The 25,102-nt window shown below is 62.5% G+C and carries 22 protein-coding genes; 9 read left to right on the top strand and 13 right to left on the bottom strand.

Annotated elements, in window-relative coordinates:
- Together AB4O08_RS02075 and AB4O08_RS02080 are read right to left on the bottom strand one after the other, a co-directional pair.
- The gene (locus AB4O08_RS02075) at window positions 1-321 is read right to left on the bottom strand and encodes a MocE family 2Fe-2S type ferredoxin (RefSeq protein WP_010211196.1); all 321 of its coding nucleotides are present in this window, start codon (window positions 319-321) and stop codon (window positions 1-3) included.
- 93 nt (window positions 322-414) lie between these two features.
- Complete coding sequence (locus tag AB4O08_RS02080; RefSeq protein ID WP_010211197.1) at window positions 415-1,509, bottom strand: fatty acid desaturase family protein; 1,095 nt, start codon at window positions 1,507-1,509, stop codon at window positions 415-417.
- 162 nt (window positions 1,510-1,671) lie between these two features.
- Between AB4O08_RS02080 and AB4O08_RS02085 the strand changes: the two genes are divergently transcribed.
- Window positions 1,672-2,721: a LacI family DNA-binding transcriptional regulator gene (locus tag AB4O08_RS02085; RefSeq protein WP_010211198.1), complete on the top strand. Its 1,050-nt coding sequence runs from the start codon at window positions 1,672-1,674 to the stop codon at window positions 2,719-2,721.
- 10 nt (window positions 2,722-2,731) lie between these two features.
- On the opposite strand, the gene AB4O08_RS02090 is transcribed toward AB4O08_RS02085, so the two are convergent.
- Window positions 2,732-4,696 carry a sigma-54 interaction domain-containing protein gene (locus tag AB4O08_RS02090; RefSeq protein WP_010211199.1) on the bottom strand — a complete coding sequence of 655 codons (1,965 nt, stop codon included), beginning with the start codon at window positions 4,694-4,696 and terminating at the stop codon, window positions 2,732-2,734.
- Window positions 4,697-4,882: 186 nt separating this feature from the next.
- Between AB4O08_RS02090 and AB4O08_RS02095 the strand changes: the two genes are divergently transcribed.
- Genes AB4O08_RS02095 through AB4O08_RS02105 form a run of 3 tightly spaced genes read left to right on the top strand, consistent with a single transcriptional unit; the run spans window position 4,883 to window position 7,609 of the window.
- Window positions 4,883-5,887: a Gfo/Idh/MocA family oxidoreductase gene (locus tag AB4O08_RS02095; protein ID WP_460114672.1), complete on the top strand. Its 1,005-nt coding sequence runs from the start codon at window positions 4,883-4,885 to the stop codon at window positions 5,885-5,887.
- Complete coding sequence (locus AB4O08_RS02100; protein WP_047542720.1) at window positions 5,884-6,663, top strand: TIM barrel protein; 780 nt, start codon at window positions 5,884-5,886, stop codon at window positions 6,661-6,663. Before AB4O08_RS02095 ends, AB4O08_RS02100 begins: the two co-directional genes overlap by 4 nt.
- Window positions 6,664-6,682: 19 nt before the next feature.
- Window positions 6,683-7,609 carry a sugar ABC transporter substrate-binding protein gene (locus AB4O08_RS02105; protein ID WP_460114673.1) on the top strand — a complete coding sequence of 309 codons (927 nt, stop codon included), beginning with the start codon at window positions 6,683-6,685 and terminating at the stop codon, window positions 7,607-7,609.
- Between the two features lie 107 nt (window positions 7,610-7,716).
- Here the strand turns inward: AB4O08_RS02105 and yghU are convergent, their stop codons facing one another.
- Both yghU and AB4O08_RS02115 read right to left on the bottom strand, forming a co-directional pair.
- Window positions 7,717-8,550, bottom strand: a complete 834-nt coding sequence (gene yghU / locus AB4O08_RS02110) for a glutathione-dependent disulfide-bond oxidoreductase (RefSeq protein ID WP_010211203.1) — start codon at window positions 8,548-8,550, stop codon at window positions 7,717-7,719.
- A gap of 91 nt (window positions 8,551-8,641) precedes the next feature.
- Window positions 8,642-9,865: an MFS transporter gene (locus AB4O08_RS02115; protein WP_029529179.1), complete on the bottom strand. Its 1,224-nt coding sequence runs from the start codon at window positions 9,863-9,865 to the stop codon at window positions 8,642-8,644.
- A gap of 65 nt (window positions 9,866-9,930) precedes the next feature.
- Between AB4O08_RS02115 and AB4O08_RS02120 the strand changes: the two genes are divergently transcribed.
- Both AB4O08_RS02120 and AB4O08_RS02125 read left to right on the top strand, forming a co-directional pair.
- A complete protein-coding gene (locus AB4O08_RS02120; protein WP_010211206.1) occupies window positions 9,931-10,929 on the top strand; it encodes an AraC family transcriptional regulator in 999 nt (332 codons plus the stop codon).
- A gap of 140 nt (window positions 10,930-11,069) precedes the next feature.
- The gene (locus tag AB4O08_RS02125; protein ID WP_021493337.1) at window positions 11,070-11,666 is read left to right on the top strand and encodes a glutathione S-transferase; all 597 of its coding nucleotides are present in this window, start codon (window positions 11,070-11,072) and stop codon (window positions 11,664-11,666) included.
- Between the two features lie 143 nt (window positions 11,667-11,809).
- On the opposite strand, the gene AB4O08_RS02130 is transcribed toward AB4O08_RS02125, so the two are convergent.
- Entirely contained in the window at window positions 11,810-12,577 is a 768-nt protein-coding gene (locus AB4O08_RS02130; protein ID WP_021493338.1) for an SDR family NAD(P)-dependent oxidoreductase, read from the bottom strand.
- A 137-nt stretch (window positions 12,578-12,714) separates the two neighbouring features.
- Between AB4O08_RS02130 and AB4O08_RS02135 the strand changes: the two genes are divergently transcribed.
- Window positions 12,715-13,863: an aldose epimerase family protein gene (locus tag AB4O08_RS02135; RefSeq protein WP_010211209.1), complete on the top strand. Its 1,149-nt coding sequence runs from the start codon at window positions 12,715-12,717 to the stop codon at window positions 13,861-13,863.
- Window positions 13,864-13,916: 53 nt separating this feature from the next.
- On the opposite strand, the gene araH is transcribed toward AB4O08_RS02135, so the two are convergent.
- Genes araH through AB4O08_RS02170 form a run of 7 tightly spaced genes read right to left on the bottom strand, consistent with a single transcriptional unit; the run spans window position 13,917 to window position 22,254 of the window.
- A complete protein-coding gene (gene araH, locus AB4O08_RS02140; protein WP_010211211.1) occupies window positions 13,917-14,885 on the bottom strand; it encodes an L-arabinose ABC transporter permease AraH in 969 nt (322 codons plus the stop codon).
- Window positions 14,886-14,894: 9 nt separating this feature from the next.
- Window positions 14,895-16,397 (bottom strand): L-arabinose ABC transporter ATP-binding protein AraG, encoded by a 1,503-nt coding sequence (araG, locus tag AB4O08_RS02145; RefSeq protein ID WP_460114674.1) that lies wholly within the window; start codon window positions 16,395-16,397, stop codon window positions 14,895-14,897.
- The gene (locus AB4O08_RS02150) at window positions 16,394-17,398 is read right to left on the bottom strand and encodes a substrate-binding domain-containing protein (RefSeq protein WP_010211214.1); all 1,005 of its coding nucleotides are present in this window, start codon (window positions 17,396-17,398) and stop codon (window positions 16,394-16,396) included. Before AB4O08_RS02150 ends, araG begins: the two co-directional genes overlap by 4 nt.
- Before the next feature lie 37 nt (window positions 17,399-17,435).
- Window positions 17,436-18,299 carry an SMP-30/gluconolactonase/LRE family protein gene (locus AB4O08_RS02155; RefSeq protein WP_010211216.1) on the bottom strand — a complete coding sequence of 288 codons (864 nt, stop codon included), beginning with the start codon at window positions 18,297-18,299 and terminating at the stop codon, window positions 17,436-17,438.
- A 36-nt stretch (window positions 18,300-18,335) separates the two neighbouring features.
- Entirely contained in the window at window positions 18,336-19,916 is a 1,581-nt protein-coding gene (locus AB4O08_RS02160) for an aldehyde dehydrogenase (NADP(+)) (RefSeq protein ID WP_042571520.1), read from the bottom strand.
- A gap of 10 nt (window positions 19,917-19,926) precedes the next feature.
- Window positions 19,927-20,916, bottom strand: a complete 990-nt coding sequence (gene araD1 / locus AB4O08_RS02165) for an AraD1 family protein (protein ID WP_042571519.1) — start codon at window positions 20,914-20,916, stop codon at window positions 19,927-19,929.
- A gap of 15 nt (window positions 20,917-20,931) precedes the next feature.
- A complete protein-coding gene (locus tag AB4O08_RS02170; RefSeq protein ID WP_460114675.1) occupies window positions 20,932-22,254 on the bottom strand; it encodes an MFS transporter in 1,323 nt (440 codons plus the stop codon).
- Between the two features lie 192 nt (window positions 22,255-22,446).
- Between AB4O08_RS02170 and AB4O08_RS02175 the strand changes: the two genes are divergently transcribed.
- Window positions 22,447-24,183: an IlvD/Edd family dehydratase gene (locus AB4O08_RS02175; protein WP_010211220.1), complete on the top strand. Its 1,737-nt coding sequence runs from the start codon at window positions 22,447-22,449 to the stop codon at window positions 24,181-24,183.
- Between the two features lie 48 nt (window positions 24,184-24,231).
- Window positions 24,232-24,954 carry a FadR/GntR family transcriptional regulator gene (locus tag AB4O08_RS02180; protein ID WP_010211221.1) on the top strand — a complete coding sequence of 241 codons (723 nt, stop codon included), beginning with the start codon at window positions 24,232-24,234 and terminating at the stop codon, window positions 24,952-24,954.
- Window positions 24,955-25,102: the final 148 nt, after the last annotated feature.

Consider the following 25,102-nt stretch of genomic DNA (forward strand, 5'->3'; position numbering starts at 1 on the left):
TCACACCGTGACGGCGAGCAACACCCGCCCCGCTTCGACCCGCACCGGATAGGTCTTGAGGTTGACGCACACCGGCGCGCCGAGGGCCTTGCCCGAGCGGTAGTCAAAGCGCCCGTTGTGCTTGGGGCACTCGATCACGTGGTCCATCACCAGGCCGTCGGCCAGGTGGATGTTCTCGTGGGTGCACAGGCCGGCGGTGGCGAAAAACTCATTCTCGGCCGAACGGTACACCGCGTAGGTATGCGGGCCGTGGTCGAAGCGCAGCACGTCTTCCGCGTCTATTTCGCCCACGGCGCAGACGTCGATCCATTGATCGTTCATGGTGTTTTTACCTTGTAGTGAGCGAGCTCGCGCTGGGCTGCGAAGCGGCCCCACGATCGAGCGTTCAGGTTTGTCTGAAAATAAGCGCTGGGTTTATTGGGGCTGCTGCGCAGCCCAGCGCGAGCAAGCTCCCTCGCCACGGGGGTTGTGTGCCAGTGGGCGCTGGATGAAGTAGGTCGGGTCGCTGCGCTGCTTCCAGATCGTCGGCAAGATTTCCTTGTACGCCTCGAACAGGTTGGCGTAAGGCGGCGGGCAGTCGCTGCGGATTTCTTCGTGCAATTGCGCGAGCGCGTGGTACGGCACCATCGGGTACATGTGGTGTTCGAGGTGGTAGTTCATGTCCATGTAGATAAAACGCAGCACGCGGTTCATGTAGATGGTGCGGCAGTTGCTGCGGTGGTCCAGCACGTCTTCGGCCAAGCCGACATGCTGGGTGAGGCCGAACAGGTAACCTAGCCAGGCGCCGTAGAGGCTGGGCAGGCCAACCAGCATCAGCGGCAGCCAGCTGTGCAGGTACAACGCGGTGCCGATCACCACGGCATAAATACCGACCCAGATGCGCGCCGCACGAAACACTTTGGGCCATTCGGATTCGGGAATGAAGTCCGCCTCCTGGGCACTCATCTTGCCAATGGCATGGCGCGCTACGCCACTGAACGTCTTCCAGGCCAGGGGCAGGTTGAACAGGCTCAAGAACATCATCAAGAAGCTCGGCGGGCGCGGTTCGACGATCTCCGGGTCGCGGCCAACCACGATGGTGTCGGTGTGATGGCGGGCATGGCTCCAGCGCCACACATGGGGTTCGAAAATGCACATGAAGCTGGCGACCTGATACAGCACGTCGTTCATCCAGCGGGTCTTGAACGCGGTGCCGTGACCGGTTTCATGCCAGCGCGGGTTGGACGCGGTACCGTACAGCACGCCGTAGGCGAGGAAGAACGGCACACAGGCCCAGGTGCCCCAGAACCAGTAGCCACCAAAACCGGTGGCAAACAGCGCGCTCACCCAAATAGCGGTGTCGAGCAGGGCCGGGCCGTCGCGGCGCTGCATCAGTTCTTTCATGCGCTTACGTGAGATGGGGGATTGGTACCAACTGGCCGAGACCAGGCCTTTATCAAAGGCGCGGGCGGCTTCGGGGCCGGTGAGGCTGTAGTCGCGACGCGAGATAGGAGCGGTGTGTTCAGGCATTGTTATTGTTCTCCACAAGCGGGTGGTTTCTGGTGCTGTGTGAAACCCACCATAGAGAACGGGTAATTCACCCTCAAGGCCTTGAATCCATTCCCTATCAAGCTATCATCCAGGCCCAGCGGGGCTTGATAGTTTTCTATCAAGACGCTCAAGGGGCCTGTCATGAACAACAAAAAACGCCCAACCATCGCCACCGTTGCCGCCCATGCCGGGCTCAGTGTGGCCACCGTTGACCGCGTGTTGAATGCACGCGCGCCGGTCAATCCTGAAACCGCCGAGCAGGTGTTCCAGGCGGCCGAAGCCGTGGGGTATTTCGCGGCGCGGTTGATCGGCCAGCGTATCCGCGAACGCCGGCCAACCTATCGCTTCGGCATCCTGTTACTGGCTACCGCCCAGGCGTTCTATGCCAGCCTGGCGCACGCGATCAGCGCCGCCGCCGAGCAGCATGCGGGCGCCAACCTGACGTGCCAGTTCGACTACATCGTTGATCGCACGCCCGCCGCCATCGTTGCGCAAATCGAACAGCTGGCCGTGCAGTGCGATGGCCTCGCGGTGGTCAGCTTTGCCCACCCGCTGATCAACGCCTGCCTCAAGCAGATTCGCGAAGCCGGCGTGCCGGTGGTTGCCCTGCTATCGGACATTCACGAACAGGCCGAAGAACCCTATGTAGGCCAGGACAACCATGTGGTCGGCCGCACCATGGGCTGGCTGCTCGCGCGCACCTGTGGCGCGCGCAAAGGCAGCGTGGGGATTCTGCTCGGCGGCCATCGTTTTCTCGGCCACCAGGCGCGGGTCGAAGGCCTGCACAGCTACCTGGCCGAGCACGCGCCGGGGCTCAAGCCGTTGGAGCCGCTGATCAACCTCGACAACTGCGATATCACCGAAGAAGCCACCCTCGACCTGCTCAGCCGCCACAGCGACCTGCGCGGGTTATGCGTGGTGGGCGGCGGCGGTGACGGCATCATCAGCGCCCTGGCACAGTTGCCCAAGCGGCCGGCGTTGTGTTGCATCTTGCAGGAGTCGACCGAGCTGTCACGCCACGCACTGCGCCAGGGGTTGATTGATGTGGTGATGGATTCGCAGCCGGGGCAGACAGCAATAGCGCTGGTGCAGTTGATGGTGCAGTTGCAGAGCACTGAGGCGTTCGATCCGGTACAGCAGCGGGTGTATATCCCGCCGCAGATCGTGACGTCGGAAAACATGGGTCACTGACACACAGCGCCTACAAGGGGCTGCGGAAATCTGCGGCATTCAGCCCAAACCGACTCATCTTGTTGTACAGCCCACCCCGCGACACGTTCAGTTGTCGCGCAGCCAGGCGGATGTTGCCGCCAGTGTTTGTGAGTGCGGCGACGATGGCGTGCCTTTCGTGGCTGCTGAGGTCCTGGGCGGCTTGCGGTTCGTAGGCGCGCAGCGGGGCGCGTTGGCGGTTTTCCAGCGGCAGATCCACCGGTTCGATCAGCGCCCCCATCGCCAGGTTGGTCGCCCGTTCGATGCTGTTTTCCAACTCGCGCACATTGCCCGGCCAGCCATAGGCCGACAGCAATGCCATCGCCTCCGGCGAAAAGCCCTGCACCGATTTACGCAGCGAGCGTGCGCAGCGGGCCAGGAAGTGCCGCGCCAGCAGTGGAATGTCTTCGCGGCGCATGCGCAGCGGCGGCACGGTCAGGTTCAGCACGTTCAGGCGGTAGTAGAGGTCTTCGCGAAACGCGCCCTGCGCAACCGCCTGGCTGAGGTTGCGGTGGGTGGCGGCGATGATGCGCACGTCCACTTGCCGCGAATTTTTCGCGCCCACCCGAGTGATTTCACCTTCCTGCAACACCCGCAGCAGGCTGACCTGGGCATCGAAGGACATGTCGCCAATCTCATCGAGAAAGATGGTGCCGCCATCCGCCAGTTCGAACTTGCCCGCCGAGCCGCCACGGGCCGAGCCGGTGAACGCACCTTCGACGTGGCCAAACAGCTCGCTTTGCACCAGGTCTCGTGGAATCGCGCCGCAGTTGACCGCCACGAACGGGCCGTTGCAGCGGTCGCTGCCATTGTGGATGGCCTGGGCGAACAGCTCCTTGCCGGTGCCGCTTTCGCCAAGGATCAGGGTGGTAGAATCACTGCGGCTGGCGATGCGCCCCAGGTGCAGCGCGTCCTGGATCGCCCGCGAGCTGCCCTGAATGGTGTCGAAGGTGTAGCTGGCCTGGGTGCCGATAATGCGCCGGGTGATTTCGCGGATGCGGCGGTTCTCTCGCAGTGACACGATCACCCCGCCCTGCTCCAGCGGGCACACCGAGACCAGGCAGGCGAGTTGACTGCGGTTGTGCAGGTGGAAGGTGCAGTCGCGGTCGCGAACGGCCTCACCCATCGAGTCGCTTAATTCGCTACGGCCCAGTTGCTGGAACGGCCGACCGATCAGCTCCAGCCCCACCCCGAACAGTTGCCGCGCATAGCGGTTGAGCGCCTTGATACACCCTCGCTCATCCAGCACCACCAGGCCTTCGTTGAGCACTTCGAGGACGGTTTGCTGTTCTTCCAACAAACCATGCAGCGCCATCTGCCGCGATACGGCTTCGGCTGCGGCCTGCACCGTGCCGAGGGTATGGAAGTGAAACCAGCCGGGTTCAGCGGTGAGGGTCAGCATGGCCACGGTCTGGCCTTGGGTATTCTTGATCGGTGCGGCGGCGCAGTGCATGCGGCGCTGGCGCAGGCCGATGCCGAAATTCTCCTCGGCCAGCACGTACACCAAGTGATCCTCGGCCAGCGCCAGGCCGGTGCAGTTGGTGCCTTGCACCGATTCCAGCAGGCGACTGCCCACGGGGGTGATGTCCAGCCCGCAGAAATACAAGGTGGTGCCATCGGCGTCGGTGAGGTTGATATGACCGCGCGGGTTGTAGGCCAGCAAACCGTGCATGACTTGCGCGGCGGCGGCGATCAGCACGCGGTGGTCGGCCTGGGTGGCGGCCAGGGTGTCCGCGGCGACGAAGCGGTACGCGTTGTCTGCCGGGTCAATACCCGCCTCGACACTGCGCCGCCACGACGCCCAGATCACTTGGCGCACGTGCGCCGGGCGCTCGACCTGGCCGGCCAGGCAGTCGTGCCATGCCTGCTCAAGCGCGGGAACCGGGCCATCATTCAACGCGGCAGGCCCCAGGGCCGTCAGGTAGTCAAGGTCTTGCACGCTGAACGCCATGCTCATGAGGGCCGTTTCCATGTTCACGTTTTTGACATGTCAGTATAGACATGTCATCAGAATGAACACTTTTTGTTTTCACATAACCATTAACCCTTTTTTATCAATGAGTTATGAATTGGCATATCCCTTGCTCATGTGCATTTGCCCATCAGGACCGTCCTGGGGCCAATAACAACAAGGGGTTATTTCATGAGCACACACAACATTTGCCTGGGTTTGATCGGTGCCGGACGCATGGGCAGTTTCCACGGCTTGACCGCAGCTCGGCATATCCCCGGTGCCAGCCTGGCGGCAATTGCCGACCCGACGCCTGGCCAGGCCGCTCGCCTTGCCGCTGAATTAGGCGTGAGCAAGGTCTATACCGACCCGCAGCAGTTACTCGACGACCCGGATATCGACGGCGTACTCATCGCCGCCCCTGCCCGCAGCCACGCCGAGCTGGTGATCAGCGCCGCCCGCGCCGGCAAGGGCATCTTTTGCGAAAAGCCCATGGCCATCACCCTCGATGAAGCCGATCGCGCCATCGCTGCCGCCGCCGATGCGCGGGTGCCGATGCAGGTCGGCTTCAACCGGCGTTTCGCCAAGAGCTTTCGCACCGCGCACCTCGACGTCGCCGCCGGCCGCATCGGGACTCCGCAGTTGCTGCGCTCGCTGACCCGCGACCCGGCGCTGAACAACCCGGCCAATTCGCCGCAATGGGTGATCTTTCTCGAAACCCTGATCCACGACTTCGATACCCTGCGCTACCTCAACCCCGGCGCCGAGGCTGTGCAGGTCTACGTGATGGCGGACGCACTGATTGCCCCGGAATACAAAAGCAAAGGCTTCCTCGACACCGCCGTGGTTGCGATCCGCTTCGACAACGGCGCCATCGCCACCGCCGAGGCCAATTTCCAGGCCGTGTATGGCTACGACGTACGCGGCGAAGTGTTCGGCAGCGCCGGCATGCTGAGCATGGGCAGCCTCAACGATTCCGACCTGATGCGCTACCTGGCCCAAGGCATTCAGGCCGACACCCAGCGCCTGGACACCGACCTGTTGCGCGACGCTTACATCGCCGAGCTCAACCACTTTGTCGACTGCCTGCGCAGCGGCGCCAAGCCGATGGCAAGCGGAGAGGATGCGCGGGCGGCCCTGGCGATTGCCCGTGCCTGCATCGAGTCGTTCGAAACCGGCAAGGCGGTGGCCATATGAGCCCATTCAAACTGGCGATCAGTGCCGAGATGGTGTTTCTCGACCTGCCCTTCATCGAGCGCGTAAAGCGTATTCACGCGCTAGGGTTCAGCGCGGAAATCTGGAACTGGACCAATAAGGACATCGCCGCCCTGGCCGCCACCGGCGTCGATTTCACCTCCATGACGGGCTATATCAGCGGCACCCTCACCGACCCCGACGGCATCCGCCAATTGCTCGACAGCGCCCGTGAGTCTTTGAGCGTCGCCGAACACTTGAACTGCCCCAGCCTCAACCTGCACGGCACCGGCCTGGGTGACGGCGGCCTGCCCGTTCAACCCGTGAGCCAGACCACCGGCCGCATGTGGCTGAGCGCCTGCAAAACCCTGGAAAAAATCGCCCGCCTGGGGGAAGACGCCGGCCGTGTGTTCCTGCTGGAAAACCTCAACACCGACGTCGACCACCCCGGTACGCCCTTCGCCCGCGCCGACGATACCCTGGCGCTGATCGAGGCCGTGGGCAGCCCCCACTTGAAGATGAACCTGGACCTGTACCACGCGCAGATCGGCGAAGGAAACCTGATCGAGCTGATCCAGCGCGCCGGCAGCGCCATCGGTGAAATCCAGGTGGCCGACGTGCCGGGACGCCAGGAGCCCGGCACCGGTGAAATTCACTACCCTGCCATTGCCAGGGCCCTGCACGCCATGGGCTACAGCGGCGTGGTCGCCCTGGAGGGCTGGGCCAGCGGCGACAGCGAGTTGGCCCTGGAGCGTTTCCGCCAGGCATTCACCCTATAACAATAAAAGGATCACCTTTATGAATCGCTATTCATTGTTTGCTGCCACGCTGTTGCTGTTATTCAGCCAATGGAGCTTCGCCGCCTATCGTATCGGCGTGAGCATTGCTCGGGTCGACGATAACTTCATGACCTACGTGCGCACCGGCCTGGAAGCCGCTGCCAGGCAGCAGAACGTGCAGATCCAATTCGAAGACGCCCAGGGCGATGTGGTGCGTCAGCTCAATCAGGTTGAAGGTTTCCTCAACCAGAAGGTCGACGCGGTGATCGTACTGCCGGTGGACACCGCCGCCACCGCCAACATGACCCGCGCCGCCGTGGCAGCCAAGACGCCACTGGTGTACGTCAACCGTCACCCGGACGAGCGCACCCTGCCCAAAGGCGTGGTTACCGTGGCCTCCAACGACATCGAGGCCGGGCAACTGCAAATGCGCTACCTGGCGGAAAAACTCGCTGGCAAGGGCAATGTCGCGATCATCATGGGCGACCTTGCACAAAACGCCACCCATGACCGCACCGAGGGCGCCAAACAGGTGCTCAAGGACTTTCCCGGTATCAAGGTGGTCGAGCAGCAAAGCGCCGACTGGCAACGCAGCAAAGGCATGGACCTGACCAGTAACTGGCTGCTGGCGGGTACGCAGTTCGATGCCATCGTGGCCAATAACGATGAAATGGCGATAGGTGCCGCCATGGCGTTGCAGCAAGCGGGTAAAGCCAAGGGCGATGTGGCGATTGTGGGTATCGATGGCTTGCCCGACGGGCTGGCGGCGATCAAGCGGGGCTTGCTGACGGCGTCGGTGTTCCAGGACCCGAAGGCCCAGGCGACCCAGGCAGTGCAGGCGGCGGTGCGGATGATCAAGGCTGAGGCGATTGAGCCGGAGGTGTGGGTGCCGTTCGAACTGATCAAGCCTGAACAGGTGGCAGTGTTCGAGCAGCGCTACAAATAGCTCTGAGTACACAATGCGTGAGCGGGCTTGCTCCCGAATGTGATGGATCAGCCAATGAATTGGTTGACTGACACACCGCATTCGCGAGCAAGCCCGCTCCCACAGTTTTAATCCAGGTCGCTTGCAGAATGGCGCTCGGCCAACTGCTCGGCAGGCTCCCCGGACACCCGATTCACCCGCCGCCCCCGCTGCACCGCCGGTCGCGCTTCAATCGCATCCGCCCAGCGCAGCACATGCTTGTACTCATGCACCGCCAAAAACTCCGCCGCGCCATACAAGCGACCTTTGACCAACCCGCCATACCACGGCCAGATCGCGATATCGGCGATGGTGTATTCATCGCCCGCGATGTATTCGCTCACTGCCAGGCGCTGGTCGAGTACGTCGAGCTGTCGCTTGGTTTCCATGGCAAAGCGGTTGATCGCGTACTCCATCTTGCTCGGCGCATAGGCATAAAAATGCCCGAAACCACCGCCCAGGTACGGCGCGCTGCCCATCTGCCAGAACAGCCACGACAAGCATTCGGCACGGGCCGCAGGTTCGGTGGGGAAGAACGCACCGAATTTCTCGGCCAGGTACTGCAGGATCGCGCCCGACTCAAATACACGGATCGGCGTGGCGCCGCTGCGGTCCAGCAGCGCCGGGATCTTCGAGTTGGGGTTGACTCCGACAAAGCCGCTGCCGAACTGGTCGCCGTCGCCGATCTTGATCAGCCAGGCATCGTATTCCGCACCGCTGTGACCCAGCGCCAGCAGCTCCTCCAGCAGGATCGTGACCTTCTGACCGTTAGGCGTGGCCAGGGAATACAGCTGCAGTGGGTGCTTGCCTACCGGCAGTTCCTTGTCATGGGTCGCGCCGGCAATCGGTCGGTTGATGCTGGCGAAGGTGCCGCCATTCTCGGTGTCCCAGGTCCACACTTTTGGGGGTACGTAATCGGTCATGCTTACTGCTCCAGAGGCGTTAGCGATCAGCGAAGCGCTCCAGACTAAACCAAAGGTTGATGGCGCGTCACACACTGATCCCAAGACCGCTTCAAAGATGCAACGGCACGCCCAGGGCTCCACTGCGCGGCACGCTTACCCGCAGCGCAATCAACAAGGCGGCCAGCACCATCAACACACCGGCACCGAGAAACACCCCGCCGATGCCGCTGAGACTGAACATCACGCCCCCACCGGCCGCACCCGCCGCAATGGCCGATTGCACGGACGCCACCACCATGCCACCGGCACTTTCCGCTTGATCCGGCACGGCGCGGGCCACCCAGTTCGACCACGCCACCGGCACCCCGCCAAAGGCCATGCCCCACAACGCCAGCAGCAATGCCTGGCCTGGCAGCGAGGCTGGCAGCAACACCAGGGCAAGTGCCGCGAGGCCCACCAATACCGGCATCAGCACCAACGTGCCGAGTGGATAACGTACCAGCATCCAACCGGCCAGCAGCGTGCCAACAAAGTTGGCTGCACCGAACCCCAGCAGCATCAAGGCCAACCCTTCGGTGCCCACCCCCGTGGTGCTTTCCAGAAAAGGCCGGATGTAGGTGAACAGCGCGAAGTGCCCGGTGTGTACCAGCACACAGCCAAACATGCCGATGGCGATGCCCGGGCGCAACAGCACGTCCAGCACCGTGCGCAGGCGTGCGGTGCCCGTCGGGGCCAGGCGTGGCAGCGTGAACAGCTGGAATGCCAGCGTCACCCCACCGACGGCCGCTGCGGCCACAAACGCACTGCGCCAGCCGTACATACCACCGAGGTAGCTGCCCAGTGGCACGGCAACCACCGTGCCTACCGCAATGCCACTGAAGATGATCGACAGCGCACGGGGCAGCAGCGCGGCCGGCACCAGGCGCATCGCCACCGCCGCCGCCATGCTCCAGAAACCGCCCAGGGCGACACCCAGCAAAATGCGCATCAACAAAAGCACCGCCAGGCTGGAAGAGAACGCCACCAACAGGTTCGAGGCAATCATCAGCAGGGAGAACCCCAGCAGCACCACGCGCCGGTCGATACCACGCGTGAGGCCGGGTACCAGCAGCCCGGCGAACAACGCCACCACTGCCGTCACCGTCACGGCCTGGCCGGCCAGCGCCTCGGACACCCCAAGGTCCACCGCCATTGGCGTCAACAGGCTGGCTGGCAGGTATTCCGCCGTCAACAACCCGAACACCCCCATGGCCAGGGAAAACACCGCCATCCAGGCTGGGGTGGCGGGCTCTGCCTGCGAACGGACAGAGGCTTGAGCTACACAATCATTCATCACACGACATCCTCGGGAAATTAGCGCGACGGCCAGTCTAGGTAGGTCAATCCGGATGATCTATGATGCAAACCCTTGAGTTTTTGACTGAAACCCCGACCATGACCCCAGCGGCCCCGTTCAACCTGTCCTCCGGCCTCATCGACGAGCTGCTGCGCGGCATGCGCCTGAGTGGGGTGCAATACCGGCGTATCCAGGCCGGGCCGAGCTTCGGCATGGGCTTTGAGGCCAAACCCGGACATGCCTACTTTCACTTCCTTGCCGCCGGGACGGCGACCTTGCGTACCGACGACGGCAGCCTGTTCGAGTTGTCGGCGGGTAATGCCGTGTTCATCTCCCATGGCGGCGCCCATGCGCTGTCATCCACGGCGGATCGGCCGGTGCAGGACATCAACGGCTTTGACGCGACCTCCCTGGGCGATACCGTGTGCGCCGTGGATGCCTCGCCCGACACGCCGCCCAGTACCTTGCTGTTCAGCGCCTGCATGGCGTTCGAACTTGGCAGTATCCAGGGACTCGGCAGCCTGATGCCGGCCTTGATGCTGATCGATGCCCAGGGCCAGCGTTATCCCGGCCTGATGCCGATCCTGGCGGTGATGGAACGTGAAGTATCCGCTGCGCGCATCGGCTACTCCGGCATCCTCGCGCGCCTGGCCGACGTGGTCGCCGCCATGATCGTGCGAGGCTGGGTGGAATGTGCCTGCGGTAACGCATCGGGACTGGTGGCGGCGTTGCGCGACACGCGATTGGCCGGTGCCCTGCTCGCTTTGCACCAGCAACCTGGACGCGATTGGAGCGTGGCGGAATTGGCTGCGCATTGTCATACCTCCCGGTCGGTGTTTGCCGAGCGCTTCCAGGCCACCCTGGGGATCCCGCCACTGCGCTACGTGACGGAGTTGCGCATGCGCCTGGCCAGCCAATGGCTAACCCTGGAGCGGTTGCCTATCGAAGAAGTCGCGCTGCGCCTGGGTTATACCTCCCAGGCGGCATTCAGCCGCGCGTTCAAGCGCATTACCGGCCAGCCACCTGGCGCCAGCCGCCAGAACCTGCGGAGCCCGGCATGAACGACCGCCGCGCAGACATCATGACCCATCCTGTGAAGACAACTGGCGGTCGCCTATCAGCAATGATGGGGGGCCATTGCGCACGCCGATCCTGAGCCCTTACTCTCTTGAGCCATCACCTTGTTAGCAATGGAGGCTTCATGAAACTGATCGGCATGCTGGACTCGCCTTACGTACGCCGCGTGGCGATTTCCCTGGACGTGTACGGGATGGATTTTGTGCATGAACCGCTGTCCGTATTCCGCACCTTCAACGAGTTCGCCCAGATCAACCCGGTGGTGAAGGCGCCTACCCTGGTGCTGGACGATGGCACGGTGTTGATGGACTCCAGCCTGATCCTGGACTACCTGGAAGCCCTGGCCCCGCTGGATAAAAAGCTGCTCGCGCAGCAACCCAACGCACGCGCCCAGGACCTGCAAACACTCGGGCTGGCCCTGGCGGCCTGTGAGAAAAGCGTGCAAATCGTCTACGAACACAACCTGCGTCCAGCCGAGAAGCAACATGCGCCCTGGCTGGATCGCGTCAGCGGGCAATTGCTCGCGGCCTACTCGCTGCTGGAAAAGCACCTGCCTGAGAGCGAGGCGCTGACCCAGGCCTCGATTACGGCGGCGGTGGCCTGGTCGTTCAGCCAGTTCACCGTGGCGTCGGTTGTGAAGGCAGATGCGTTTCCCAACCTCAAGCGCCATGCCGAGCGGCTGGAGCAGCACCCGGCGTTCAAGCGTTACCCTATCGAATAAACGATGCAGAGCGGTGTGTGGGAGCGGGCTTGCCCGCGAAAACGGTGTGTCCAGTTGGTACATGTGCCGACTGACGCTCTGCCTTCGCGGGCAAGCCCGCTCCCCCATAAGCTCTCTGCCACCGTGAGTCGAACGGGGCCGACTCAGACCCACCCACCATCCACGATAAAGTTCTGCGCCGAACACATCGCCGATGCATCAGAGGCAAGGAACAACGCCATGTTGGCGATGTGTTCCGGCAGCACGCTGCCCGGCAAACATTGACTGCGGCTGATCAGTTCCTTGGCGGCATCGTCGACCCACATCGCCAGTTGTTTTTCCGTCATCACCCAACCCGGCACCAGCGTATTCACGCGGATGCGGCTCGGTCCCAGTTCACGAGCCAGCGCACGGGTCATGCCGTGGGCGGCGGCTTTGCTGGCGGCGTACACCGGGTAGCCAGCGGAGGCCATCATCCAGCCGACGGAGCCGAGGTTGATGATCGCCCCGCCGCCCGCGCTTTTCATCATTGGCACCACGGCCTTGGCGGCGAAGAAAGCGTGCTTGAGGTTGACGGCGATGAGCCGGTCGAACATCTCCGAGTCGACTTCCTCCAAGGTGTGGCGCGCGTCATTGGCGGCGTTGTTCACCAGCACGGAGATCGGTCCCAGGGAGTGTTCGAAGCGCCCAATGGCAGCCTTGTAGGCGATCTCATCGGTGATGTCGCAATTCACGAACTCAACGGTGTGCCCGCGCGAACTCAATAGCGCCGCCAGGCGCTCGCCCTGACTTTGGGCGCGGTCGACAAAGCCGACCTTGGAACCTTGGGCGGCGAAGGCGCGCACCATGAATTCGCCAATACCCGAGGCGCCACCGGAGATCAGGACAGTCTTGCCTTCAAGGTCGGGGTAAACCGCATGCTGAGTGTTCATATAGAGGTGCCTCGCTTAATTAGTCTTATTTTATTTTGCAAAAACGGCGTTAAAGGCTATAAATTCGCTGTCAAACCGACAAAATATCGCACATTAGTAGAACTATTCCACCCAAAACAACAAAAGGAAGTTCGACCATGAAGCACCCTCGTTACCTGCTCTCCGGCCTCGCCCTGTCCATGCTGGTCGCCAGTGGCGGCGCCCAGGCTGCAGGCCTTACCAGCGAGCACAAACCTTTCGGTAAAACCAACGACGGCACCGCCGTCGAACAGTACGTGTTGCGCAACAGCCATGGCATGCAAGCCACGGTGATTACCTACGGCGGCGTGTTGCAGTCGCTGAAGGTGCCGGACAAGCACGGCAAGGTCGAGGACGTGGTGCTGGGCTTCGACGACGTGCAGGGCTATCAAAGCGGTACGGCGTTTTTCGGCGCGACCATCGGGCGCTTCGGCAATCGCCTCGCGGGCGGTGCCTTCGAGCTCGACGGCAAGCGTTACCAGGTTCCGCTCAACGATGGCCCCAACTCGCTGCATGGCGGCGCCCAGGGCTTCGACAAGCACGTATGGAAAGCCACGCCCGTCAAGGCCAAGGACTCCGTGGGCGTGACCCTCACCTACCTGTCCAAGGACGGTGAAATGGGCTTCCCCGGCAACCTGAAGACCGAGGTCACCTACCGCCTCAACGACAACAACGAACTGCACATCGATTACACCGCCACCACCGACAAACCCACGGTGCTCAACCTCACCAACCACAGCTACTTCAACCTCGCCGGTGCGGGCAATGGCGACATCCTCAAGCAAGTCGCTACCTTGCATGCCAGTCATTACACGCCGGTGAATGCCACCTTGATCCCTACCGGCGAACTGGCACCTGTCAAAGGCACGCCGATGGACTTCCTCAAGCCCACGCCGATCGGCCAGCACATCAAGGACGATCACCCGCAGCTCAAATTCGCCGAGCCGAAACAGGGTGGGTTCGACTTCAACTGGGCGCTGGATACCAAAGGTGATGTGAAACAGCTTGCGGCCGAGGTGCATGATCCTGAGTCCGGACGGCGTTTGCAGCTGTTTACCACGGAGCCTGGGGTGCAGTTCTACACCAGCAACTTCCTGGATGGGTCGGTGAAGGGCAAGGCTGGGAAGACCTACCTGCACTGGAGCGGGTTCACGCTGGAGACCCAGCATTTTCCAGATGCGCCCAACCAACCCAAGTTTGCCTCGACCCGCCTGAACCCAGGGCAGACTTACACCCAAAACACCGTCTTCAAATTCTCCGCCGATTAAACCTTAGGGAGCGGGCTTGCCCGCTCCCACATTTAGTCTTCACAGGGCATGACTCAGCGTTGCTTCATGCGGTCGATGACGACGGCCAGGAGCAGGATCGAGCCGCGGATCACGTACTGATAAAAGGTGTCGATGTTCTTCAGGTTCATCGCATTCTCAATGATCGCCAAAATCAACACACCGGCGATCACGTGGCGGATCATCCCAACCCCGCCGCTCAGCGACACCCCGCCCAATACGCACGCCGAAATCACCGTCAGCTCGAAACCCTGGCCAATCATCGGCTGGCCGGAAGTCATGCGCGACGCCAATATCACTCCGGCCAACGCCCCGATCACCCCATGCACGGCAAAGATCAGGATCTTGGTGCGGTCCACATTCACGCCCGCCAGCAACGCGGCTTCCGGATTGCCGCCGATGGCCATGGTGTTGCGCCCGTAAGTGGTGTAGTTGAGCAGCCAGCCGAAGAACAGAAAGCACAGGATAGTGATCAGGATCGGCACCGGCACGCCCATCAGTTGGCCATTGCCGAAGACAAAGAATTGATCCTGGGACACCCCCACCGCCTTGCCGTTGGCAAAAATGTAGGCCAGGCCACGCACGATCTGCATGGTCGCCAAGGTGGTGATCAGCGCATTGACCCGCAGCTTGGCGATGACGATGCCGTTGATCAGCCCTACCATCAGGCCCATCAGCAGCGCAGCGCCAATGCCGAGCATGACGCTGTCGGTGTCGCGCATCACAATCGCCGCCACCACGCCGGCGCAGGCGATCACCGAGCCTACGGACAGGTCAAAGTGCCCCGACGCCAGGCAAAACAGCATGGTGCAGGCGGCGATGCCCACGGTGGAAATCGCCAGACCCAGGCCGCGCATATTCAGGGGTGAGAGGAAGTTGTCGATCAGCAAGGCGCACAGCAAAAAGATGCTCACGGCGGCCAGCAGCATCGCCCAGTTGTCCAGCAAGGCGCGCAGGTCAAGCGGCTTGCGCGCGGTGGGCAGCACGTTGTGTTGAGTGGTCATAGTCGTCTCTCAGTTCGCCACGCTGCGCGGCAAGGCCAGTTGCAGCAGGTTGGATTCAGTCGCGTGCTCACGGGTTTGTTCGCCGCGCAGCGCGCCTTCGCACAGCACCAGGATGCGATCGGCGATGCCCATCACCTCCATCAAGTCGCTGGACACCACGATCACCGCAATGCCTTGGGCAGCCAGGTTATGGATGATCTGGTAGATCTCGGCCTTGGCGCCGATATCGATGCCGCGGGTGGGTTCGTCCAGCAGCAGCACCTTCATCGGCATCGACAGCCAGCGGCCGAGAATGGCCTTCTGCTGGTTGCCGCCGGAGAGGTACATGATTTTTTGCGCCGCGTTGGGTGTCTTGACCTTCATGGCGTTGATCTGCTGATCGGCGTTGCCCTTCTCCCAGCCTTCACGCAGCAACCAGCCGAACGTGGAATGGGCACCGCGTGCGCTGATATTGATGTTCTCGGCGACACTGGACAGCGGAATGATGCCCTCCTTCTTACGGTCTTCCGGGCACAGCAGCACGCCGGCGGCGATGGCGTCCCGTGGTGACTGCAAGTGAAAGGGCTCGCCGCAGAGCTCCAGTTGCCCGGCGCTGGCACGTTCCAGGCCGCTGAGCAGGCGGAACAACTCCGTCCGCCCTGCGCCTACCAGCCCGAACAGGCCAAGAATCTCGCCCTTGCGCACGTTGAAACTGACCGGCTCACGCAGACCGGGGCCCAGCAGGCCGTCGACCTTGAGCGCCACTTCGCCGTGCTCACGCGGACGGTAGTCGTAGATGTCCTGGATATCGCGACCGACCATGCACGTCACCAACTGGTCATGGGTCAGCGCGCTCATGTCCTCGAACGTGCGCACGTAGCGACCGTCCTTGAACACCGTGACCGCGTTGCAGATGCGGAATACTTCTTCCATGCGGTGCGACACGTAGAGCACCACTTTGCCCTCATCGCGCAGACGCGCGATGATCGCCATCAAGCGGTCGATTTCGCGCGCGGAGAGGCTGCTGGTGGGCTCGTCGAAGGCGATTACATGGGCGCCACGGGACAGCGCCTTGGCGATTTCCACCAGTTGGCGCTGGCCCAGGGACAGACGCCCGAGTTTCTCGGCCGGATCGATTTCATCCGCCAGGCCCTTGAGGCAAGCGAGGGCCTGCTTGCGCAGGAGCCCCCGGTTGACCACGCCGAAACGCGACGGTAAATGCCCGAGGAACAGGTTCTCGGCCACGCTCATTTCCGGCACCAGATGCAGTTCCTGATGGATCACCGCCACACCGCTGGCAATGCTGTCGGCGGCGCTTTTGAAGGCCATGACCTGCTCGCCGATGTGCAGCGTGCCGCTGTTGGGAATGTAGGCGCCGCCGAGGATCTTCAGCAGCGTCGACTTGCCCGCGCCGTTCTCGCCCATCAGCGCGTGCACCTGCCCAGGGTGGGCGCTGAAGCTGATGCCATCCAGCGCCTTGACCCCGGGGAAGGTTTTGCCAATGCCGTCAAATCGCAAGGCAGCAGCGGTCATTGCCACAGCCCGATCTTGGTCAGTTCGGCCTGGAAGTTCTCACGGGTGATCAAGGTCACCTCATCCATGGCGGTGTATTTGGCAGGCTCGGTGCCTTTGGTGACCCACTCGTACATCATCAGCGCGGTGTTATAGCCCTCGATATGGGGGCTAGGCAGCATCGAGCCGAAGAAACCACTGCTTGGCTTTTTCAGTTCGCCGATGGCGTCGGTGCCATTGATGCCGATGCCGATCACGTTGGCCGCCTTGAAGCCGGCGCTTTCGGTGGCGCGCACGCCGCCCAGCACGGTGTTGTCGTTCATGCCGCCGATGATCAGGTTTTTCGCGCCACTGGGCAGTTTCACCAGGGCCGAATTGGTGGCGTCCATGCTGCCTGGGACATCCAGGGTTTTGGCGGCAGTAAACAGGATGTGATCCTTGGGAATACCCGCTTCCTCCAGGGATTTGACCGAACCATCGGTGCGTTTTTTACCCGTGTCGAGCTCGTTGAAGGTGTTGATCACCGCATAGGTGTCCTTCCAGTCCCAGCCGCGTTTTTTCGCTTCGGCGGCCATGGCGGCGCCCTGCTTCTGGCCGACTTCGAAGGCCGCCATGCCCAGATACGGCACGTCCTCCATGAAGTTGCCCTTGGCATCCACGAATCGGTCGTCCACCGCGATGACTTTCAAGCCGTTGGCCTTGGCCTTGGCGACGATGGCCGGGCCGAGGGAAACGTCCGGCGGGCAGATCACAAAACCCTTGGCGCCGTTGGCAGCCAGGCTGTCGATGGCCGAGAGGGTTTTCTCGCCGTCGGGCACGGCGATCTTGATCACGGTGAAGCCATGTTCCTTGCCGGCTTTCTCGGCAAAGGCCCATTCGGTCTGGAACCACGGCTCCTCGGCCTGTTTGACCAGGAAACCGATTTTCACTTCCTCAGCGGCCAGCAGCAGCCCGCTCAAACTCATGGCCGAGACCGCCACAGCGGCGCAGCACAGGGAACGCAAACCACGACGACGATTCATACGGGTGACTCCTTGTTGTTGTTTTAAGTCTTGGGTTTTATCCAGCAAAGCGATGACAAGGTTTTCCAGGGACATCAACTTCCATGGCCAACACCGCACCGTCCAAGGGGTGATCCAAGGGACTGGCGGCGCTGGTGATGTACAGGGTGGTGAGGTTCGGGCCACCCAATACGCAACTGGTGGGACGGCTGACGGGCAGTTCGACGATGCGGTCCACTTCGCCGTCGGGCGTGAGGCGCAGCAGGCAACTGCCGTCCCAGCGGGCGTTCCAGATGTAGCCGTCAACGTCCATGGCCGAGCCGTCCGGCCCGCCGCGCTCGTGTGGGCCGAACCAGGTCTGCGCTGGGTCGAGTTGGCCGTCGGGTTGGATAGCGTGCCGGTACAGCGTGCCGTCCAGGCTGTCGCCGAAATGCACGTGGCGGCCGTCATCACTCCACAGCAAGGTGTTGGGAATGCCCAGGCCGCTGAGTAACGGCGTGACCTGCGCATCTGCATCTATGCGAAACAGGCCACCGGAACGTCGGGTGATGGGCAGGTCTTCACCCTGCTCGCCAATGTTGTTCTGCATGGTGCCCAGCCACAGGCGGCCGCTGGCATCGCAGCGCGCTTCGTTGCCGCGGTTACCCGGTTGCGGGTCCGCTACGCACAGCAGCGTCAGGGCTTCAGTGGCCAGGTCGAGGCGATAGACGCCACTGCTCAGGGTCACCAAGGCATCGCCGCTTTCACACGGGATGAACGCCGAGACATGCTCGGGCAACTGCCACACTTGCAATTGCCCGCCCATCAGGCGCAGCGCCTGTTTGCCGGCGATATTGACCCAGTACAGCGCCTGGGTCGGCGCGTCCCAGAACGGCCCCTCGCCCAATTGCGCACGGTGCGGGGTAACGGCGATACACGACATGATGCCTCCTGAATTTTTATTGTTCTCAGGTGTGCGTTACAGCGGGTCGCGAGATGGCGTGCCATCCACCAGCCGCTGGATACGCAACGGGTTGGCGTTTTTCAACGCGTCGGGCAGCAGGCTATCAGGGTAATTCTGGAAGCACACGGGGCGCAGGAAACGGTCGATGGCCAAGGTGCCGACCGAAGTGCCACGGGCGTCCGACGTCGCCGGGTACGGCCCACCGTGCACCATCGAATCGCAGACCTCCACACCGGTCGGGTAACCGTTGAGCAGGATGCGGCCGACCTTCTGCTCCAGCAGGGGAGTGAGTTCGGCGAACTGTTGCAGGTCGGCCGGCTCGCCAATGATCGTTGCTGTGAGCTGGCCGTGCAGGCCGTGCAACGCGGCGCTGAGTTGGACCTGGTCGGCGACTTCGACGAACACCGTGGTGGGGCCGAAGACTTCTTCCTGCAGCACTTCATCGCCGTCGATCAATAGGCGTACATCGGCCTTGAACAACTGCGGTTGCGCTTGGTTACCGGCCTGTCGGCTGCCCGCCAGGTGCTGGATACCCGGATGAGCCAGGAGTTTCTCCAGTCCTTTGCCGTAGCTGCTCAGGGTGCCGGCGTTGAGCATGGTCTGTGCCGGTTGGTCGCCGATCAATTGGGCGACTTGTTGGGTGAACGCGGTGAATTCAGGCGATGCGACACCGATCACCAGACCAGGGTTGGTGCAGAACTGGCCGCAGCCCTGGACGACCGATGCCGTCAGGTCACGCGCGACGCTTTCGGCCCGTGCTTTTAACGCCTGGGGCAGCACAATCACGGGGTTGATACTCGACATCTCGGCAAACACCGGGATCGGTTGCGGGCGCGCTGCCGCCATGTCGCACAATGCACGGCCGCCCTTGAGCGAGCCGGTAAAGCCGACCGCCTGGATGGCCGGATGCTTGACCAGTGCTTCACCGACACCGCCGCCGAAGATCATATTGAACACACCCGCCGGCATCTCGGTGGCTTCGGCCGCGCGGATGATCGCATCGGCGACGCGTTCTGCCGTCGCCATATGCCCGCTGTGGGCTTTGAACACCACCGGACAGCCTGCCGCCAGCGCGGCGGCGGTGTCGCCGCCCGCCGTAGAGAAGGCCAGGGGAAAGTTGCTGGCGCCAAACACGGCCACCGGTCCCAGGCCAATGCGATATTGACGCAAATCCGGGCGCGGCATGGGTTGGCGGTCAGGCAGCGCTTTGTCGATGCGCGCGCCGTAGAAATCACCCCGACGCAACACGGTGGCGAACAGACGCATCTGGCCGCTGGTACGCCCACGCTCGCCCTTGATACGCGCGGCCGGCAACGCGGTTTCGCGACAGACCAGCTCGACAAATTCATCACCCAGCGCGTCCAGCTCATCGGCCACTGCGTCCAGGAACTGCGCGCGGCGTGCCGCACTCAACGCGCGGTAGGCAGGATAAGCCTGCGCGGCAGCCTTGGCGGCGGCGTCGACTTCCTGGGGCGTAGCCTGGTAGAAATGCTGCGGCAAGGCTTCACCGCTGGTGGCGTCGACGCTTTGCAAGGTGACGCTGCCGTTGGCGCTACGCTGACCGCCGATGTAGTTGTGGCCGAGGAACGAGGTCATGTTTTTCTCCTTAAAGGGTAATGACGTTGCCGGGTTCGAAAGCCGCATCACTGCTGCCAACACGGTTGACCAGCGGCGCACCGAACTCGGCCTGGCTGATTTCGAACACATCGCCCGGCTGGGTACGGATACCGTCCGCGAACGACAGCGTGGCGGTGCCGAAAAAGTGGATGTGTACGTCGCCAGGCTTGAGGAACTGGCGGTATTTGAAGTGGTGGTATTCGAGGTTCTCCAGGCTGTGGCACATATTGGCCTCGCCGCTGAGGAATTCGTTCCGCCAGATTTCCTCACCGTTACGCACGATACGGCTGGTGCCCGCCAGGTGCTGGGGCAACTCACCCACGCGCAACTCCGGGCCATAACTGCAACTGCGCAGCTTGGAATGGGCCAGATACAGGTAGTTCTTGCGCTCCATGACGTGGTCGGAGAATTCATTGCCCACCGCGAACCCGACACGATAGGGCTTGCTGTCCGGGCCGATGACGTAGAGGCCACCGATCTCCGGCTCTTCACCGGCATCCTCGGCAAACGGCGGTACCGGGAAAGCTGCGCCGGGGCGCACGACGATGCTGCCGTCGCCCTTGTAGAACCACTCGGGCTGCACGCCCGCCTGGCCGCCCGCGGGCTTGCCGCCCTCCACGCCCCACTTGAAGATGCGCATGGTGTCGGTCAGTGCGGTGTCGTCTCCGGCCTGGTGCATCTTGTCCCGCGCAGAGGCGCTGCCCAGGTGGGTCAGGCCGGTGCCGCTGATCAGCATATGCGCCGGGTCCGGGTGGTCCAGCGGCGGCAGGATCTTCAGGTCGGCCAGCAACGTGGCGTAGTCGTGACTGTCGCCCAGGCCGAGGTTATTGACCTGTTGTGCCAGGCCGACGCCGGCTTCGATGGCGGCCAGGGCCAATTCGCGCACGCTGCGTGCCGTCTGCACTTCACGCAGGCTATCGCCCTCTACCACGCCGACCCGGCGTTCGCCGTTGCTTAACTCGAACTGAACTAAACGCATGAAACTTCTCCCAGATTAAGTACGTGTAGCGCCACGGGCACTGGCGGCGAATTGGTCGGCAGGCAGCACGTGCTTGCGCTCCAGCAAGCGGTAGACCACGAAGGTCAAGACCAACCCGAACACCATCACCCCGGACAAAAAGTACAAGCCCGACGCCAGGTTGCCGGTGTATTCCTTGAGCGCACCGATCACGAACGGGCCGATATAGCCACCGAGGTTGCCCACCGAGTTGATCAGCGCAATGCCCGCCGCCGCACTGGCGCCGGCAAAAAAGCGCCCCGGCAAGGTCCAGAACACCGCCGTGCAGGAAAACATCGCGAACGCCGCCAGGCACAGCGCCGCCATTTGCAGCAGCGGCACGCTCAACCAGGCACTGAAGAACAGGCCGATGGCACCGAGCACATAAAGCACCGCAAGATGACCGTAGCGATCATTCAACCGATCGGAACTGCGCGGGATGATCAGCAAGCCGATGATGCCGAAGATATACGGCACGGCGGAGATGAAGCCGGTGGTGAGGTCGCTGCCGCCGAATTGCTTGATCAGCGTCGGCAACCACAGGCCCAGGCCATAGATGCTCAGGGTCACCGGCAGGTAGAACAGCGCCAGCAGCAACACCCGCTTGTCTTTCAGGGCATGCAGCGGGTTGCCGTGGCGGGTCTGGCCGTAGGCTTGCAGGTCTTTGGCGAGCTCTCCGGTGAGCCAGGCCTTTTCGTCCTCGCTCATCCAGGTGACCTGCTTGGGGCCGTCCGGCAAGTAGCGCAGCACCGGCCAGGTCAGCAGGATCGCCGGCGTGCCGATCACGATGAACAGCCACTGCCAGCCATGCAGACCAAGCATGCCGTCCATGCCCAGCAAACCACCGGACACCGGGCCGGTAATCATCATCGCAATAGGCTGGGACAGGATGAATAGCCCAAGGATCTTGCCGCGATGGCGCACCGGAAACCATTGGGTGATGTAGTAGAGAACACCCGGAAAGAACCCCGCCTCTGCCGCGCCGAGCAGAAAGCGCATCACGTAAAAGCTGTGCGGCCCCTGCACGAAGGCCATGCCGATGGTGATAGCGCCCCAGGTGATCATGATGCGCACAAACCAGCGCCGTGCGCCAAAGCGGTCGAGCATCAGGTTGCTGGGGATCTCGAACAGGAAGTAGCCAATGAAGAACAACCCCGCACCCAGGCCATAGGCGGCGTCGCCGATGCCGACGTCGGCGCCCATGTGCAGCTTGGCAAAGCCCACAGCGGAGCGGTCCACGTAGGCGATCAGGTACAGCAGGATCAGGAAGGGAATCAGTTTCAGCGTGATGCGCCGAATAAGCCGCAGTTCCTGGCTCATGGGGTCGATCTCCGATTGTTGTTTTTATAGAAGCTCGGGGGACGCCTCTCGCGGAAATCCGCCAGGGTCATACCTCTGTTGAAGCCGACTATATAGTATGACTATTTGCAAAACAACTCTTCCAAAGCAGCGTTTTTGCGCTTATGTTTAAGCACGCATAGAACATATAGTCATACAATAAGAGAATCGATCATGCCTGATAAAAAGCCCGGCCTACGCTCTGCCCAGTGGTTTGGTACCGCCGACAAGAACGGCTTCATGTACCGCAGCTGGATGAAGAATCAGGGCATTGCCGACCATCAGTTTCATGGCAAGCCAATCATCGGCATCTGCAATACCTGGTCAGAGCTGACCCCCTGCAACGCGCATTTCCGCCAGATTGCCGAGCACGTCAAACGCGGCGTGATCGAGGCCGGCGGCTTCCCGGTGGAGTTCCCGGTGTTCTCCAATGGCGAGTCGAACCTGCGCCCTACCGCGATGCTTACCCGCAACCTGGCAAGCATGGACGTAGAGGAAGCAATCCGTGGCAACCCGATTGACGGCGTGGTGCTATTGACCGGCTGCGACAAAACCACCCCCGCCCTGCTGATGGGCGCGGCCAGTTGCGACGTGCCAGCCATCGTCGTCACCGGCGGGCCGATGCTCAACGGCAAGCACAAGGGCCAGGACATTGGCTCGGGCACAGTGGTCTGGCAGCTCAGTGAACAGGTCAAGGCTGGCACGATTACGCTGGATGATTTCCTCGCGGCCGAGGGCGGCATGTCACGCTCGGCAGGCACCTGCAACACCATGGGCACCGCGTCGACCATGGCCTGCATGGCCGAGGCGTTGGGCACTTCCCTGCCCCACAACGCGGCGATTCCGGCGGTGGATGCACGGCGCTATGTGCTGGCGCATATGTCGGGCATGCGTGCGGTCGAAATGGTGCGCGAAGACTTGAAGCTGTCGAAGATCCTCACCAAAGAGGCGTTCGAAAACGCGATCCGCGTGAATGCGGCCATCGGCGGTTCGACCAACGCGGTGATCCACCTCAAAGCCATCGCCGGGCGCATCGGCGTCGAACTTGACCTGGATGACTGGACCCGCATCGGCCGTGGCATGCCGACCATTGTCGACCTGCAACCCTCGGGCCGCTTCCTGATGGAAGAGTTCTACTACGCCGGCGGCCTGCCCGCCGTGCTGCGCCGCCTCGGTGAAGCCAACCTGATCCCGCACCCGAATGCCCTGACCGTGAACGGCAAGTCCCTGGGCGAGAACACCCAGGACTCGCCGATCTACGGCCAGGACGAAGTGATCCGCACCCTCGACAACCCGATTCGCGCCGATGGCGGCATCTGCGTGTTGCGCGGCAACCTGGCGCCGCTCGGTGCGGTGCTCAAGCCGTCCGCCGCCAGCCCGGCACTGATGCAGCACCGAGGTCGTGCGGTGGTGTTCGAGAACTTCGACATGTACAAGGCGCGCATCAATGACCCGGAACTGGACGTGGATGCCAACTCGATTCTGGTCATGAAAAACTGTGGCCCCAAGGGTTACCCAGGCATGGCCGAAGTCGGCAACATGGGCCTGCCCGCCAAGCTGCTGGCCCAGGGCGTGACGGACATGGTGCGGATTTCCGATGCGCGCATGAGCGGCACCGCATATGGCACGGTGGTGTTGCACGTGGCGCCAGAGGCTGCGGCCGGCGGGCCGCTGGCCACGGTCAAGGAAGGTGACTGGATCGAACTGGACTGCGCCAACGGCCGCTTGCACCTGGACATCCCCGACGCAGAGCTGGCGGCACGCATGGCCGACCTGGCGCCGCCGCAGAAACTCATCGTCGGCGGCTATCGCCAGCTGTACATCGACCATGTGCTGCAGGCCGACCAGGGCTGTGACTTTGACTTCCTGGTGGGTTGCCGCGGGGCGGAAGTCCCAAGGCATTCCCACTAATTGGGATGCTATGATGCGGCGAATTCAAGCCAGAGCCTCCCTGTAGTCATGGATCACCAGCCGTCCAAGCCGCGCAAGAGCCAGCATGCCCAGATCGTTCAGGACTTGGGCATGCACATCGTTTCCGGTCGCTTCAAGCCTGAAGAACGGCTGCCCATGGAGGCCACGCTCTGCGAGGAGTACAAGGTCAGCCGCTCGGTGTTGCGTGAGGCTACGCGGGTGCTCAGCGCCAAGGGCCTGGTGTATTCCAAGCCACGGGTGGGCGCGGTGGTGCGGCCTCGGTTGAAATGGCACCTGCTCGACCCGGACGTATTGTCCTGGTTGATGCAGTCCACGCCCCACAGTGAGTTCTTCAACACGTTGGCCGGCGTGCGACGCATCCTCGAACCGGAAATCGCCGCCATGGCTGCGACCACCGCCACCGATGAAGACATCGCCACCATCGAACAAGCCTACCTGGGCATGGAAACCGCGCAGACCCACGAACAGCTGCTTCAGGCCGACCTGGACTTCCACCGCGCGATTGCCGACGCCACCCGCAACGACCTGCTGGCCTACATGTGCAATATGCTGTCGCTGCCGTTGCGCGAGTCGATCAACATCACCAACCGCCGCCCGGACATCCAGGGCCTGAGCCTGCCCCGGCACAAGGCGATTCTCACCGCAATCCAGAACCGCGACGCGCTGGGCGCGCGGCATGCGTCGCTGGTGCAGTTGGATGACACGCGGGTGGCGTTGGATACGGTGATGAATGTGCTGACGCCGCTCTGAAGCGGGAGCCGGCAACCGGGCTTTATCGGGTGTAACTCGATCCAAATGTGGGAGCGGGCTTGCTCGCGAATGCGGTGTATCAGCCAATACATTCAGTGACTGACACTTTGCATTCGCGGGCAAGCCCGCTCCCACATTTTTACCTGTG

The organism is Pseudomonas sp. H3_E07, from assembly GCF_054668895.1.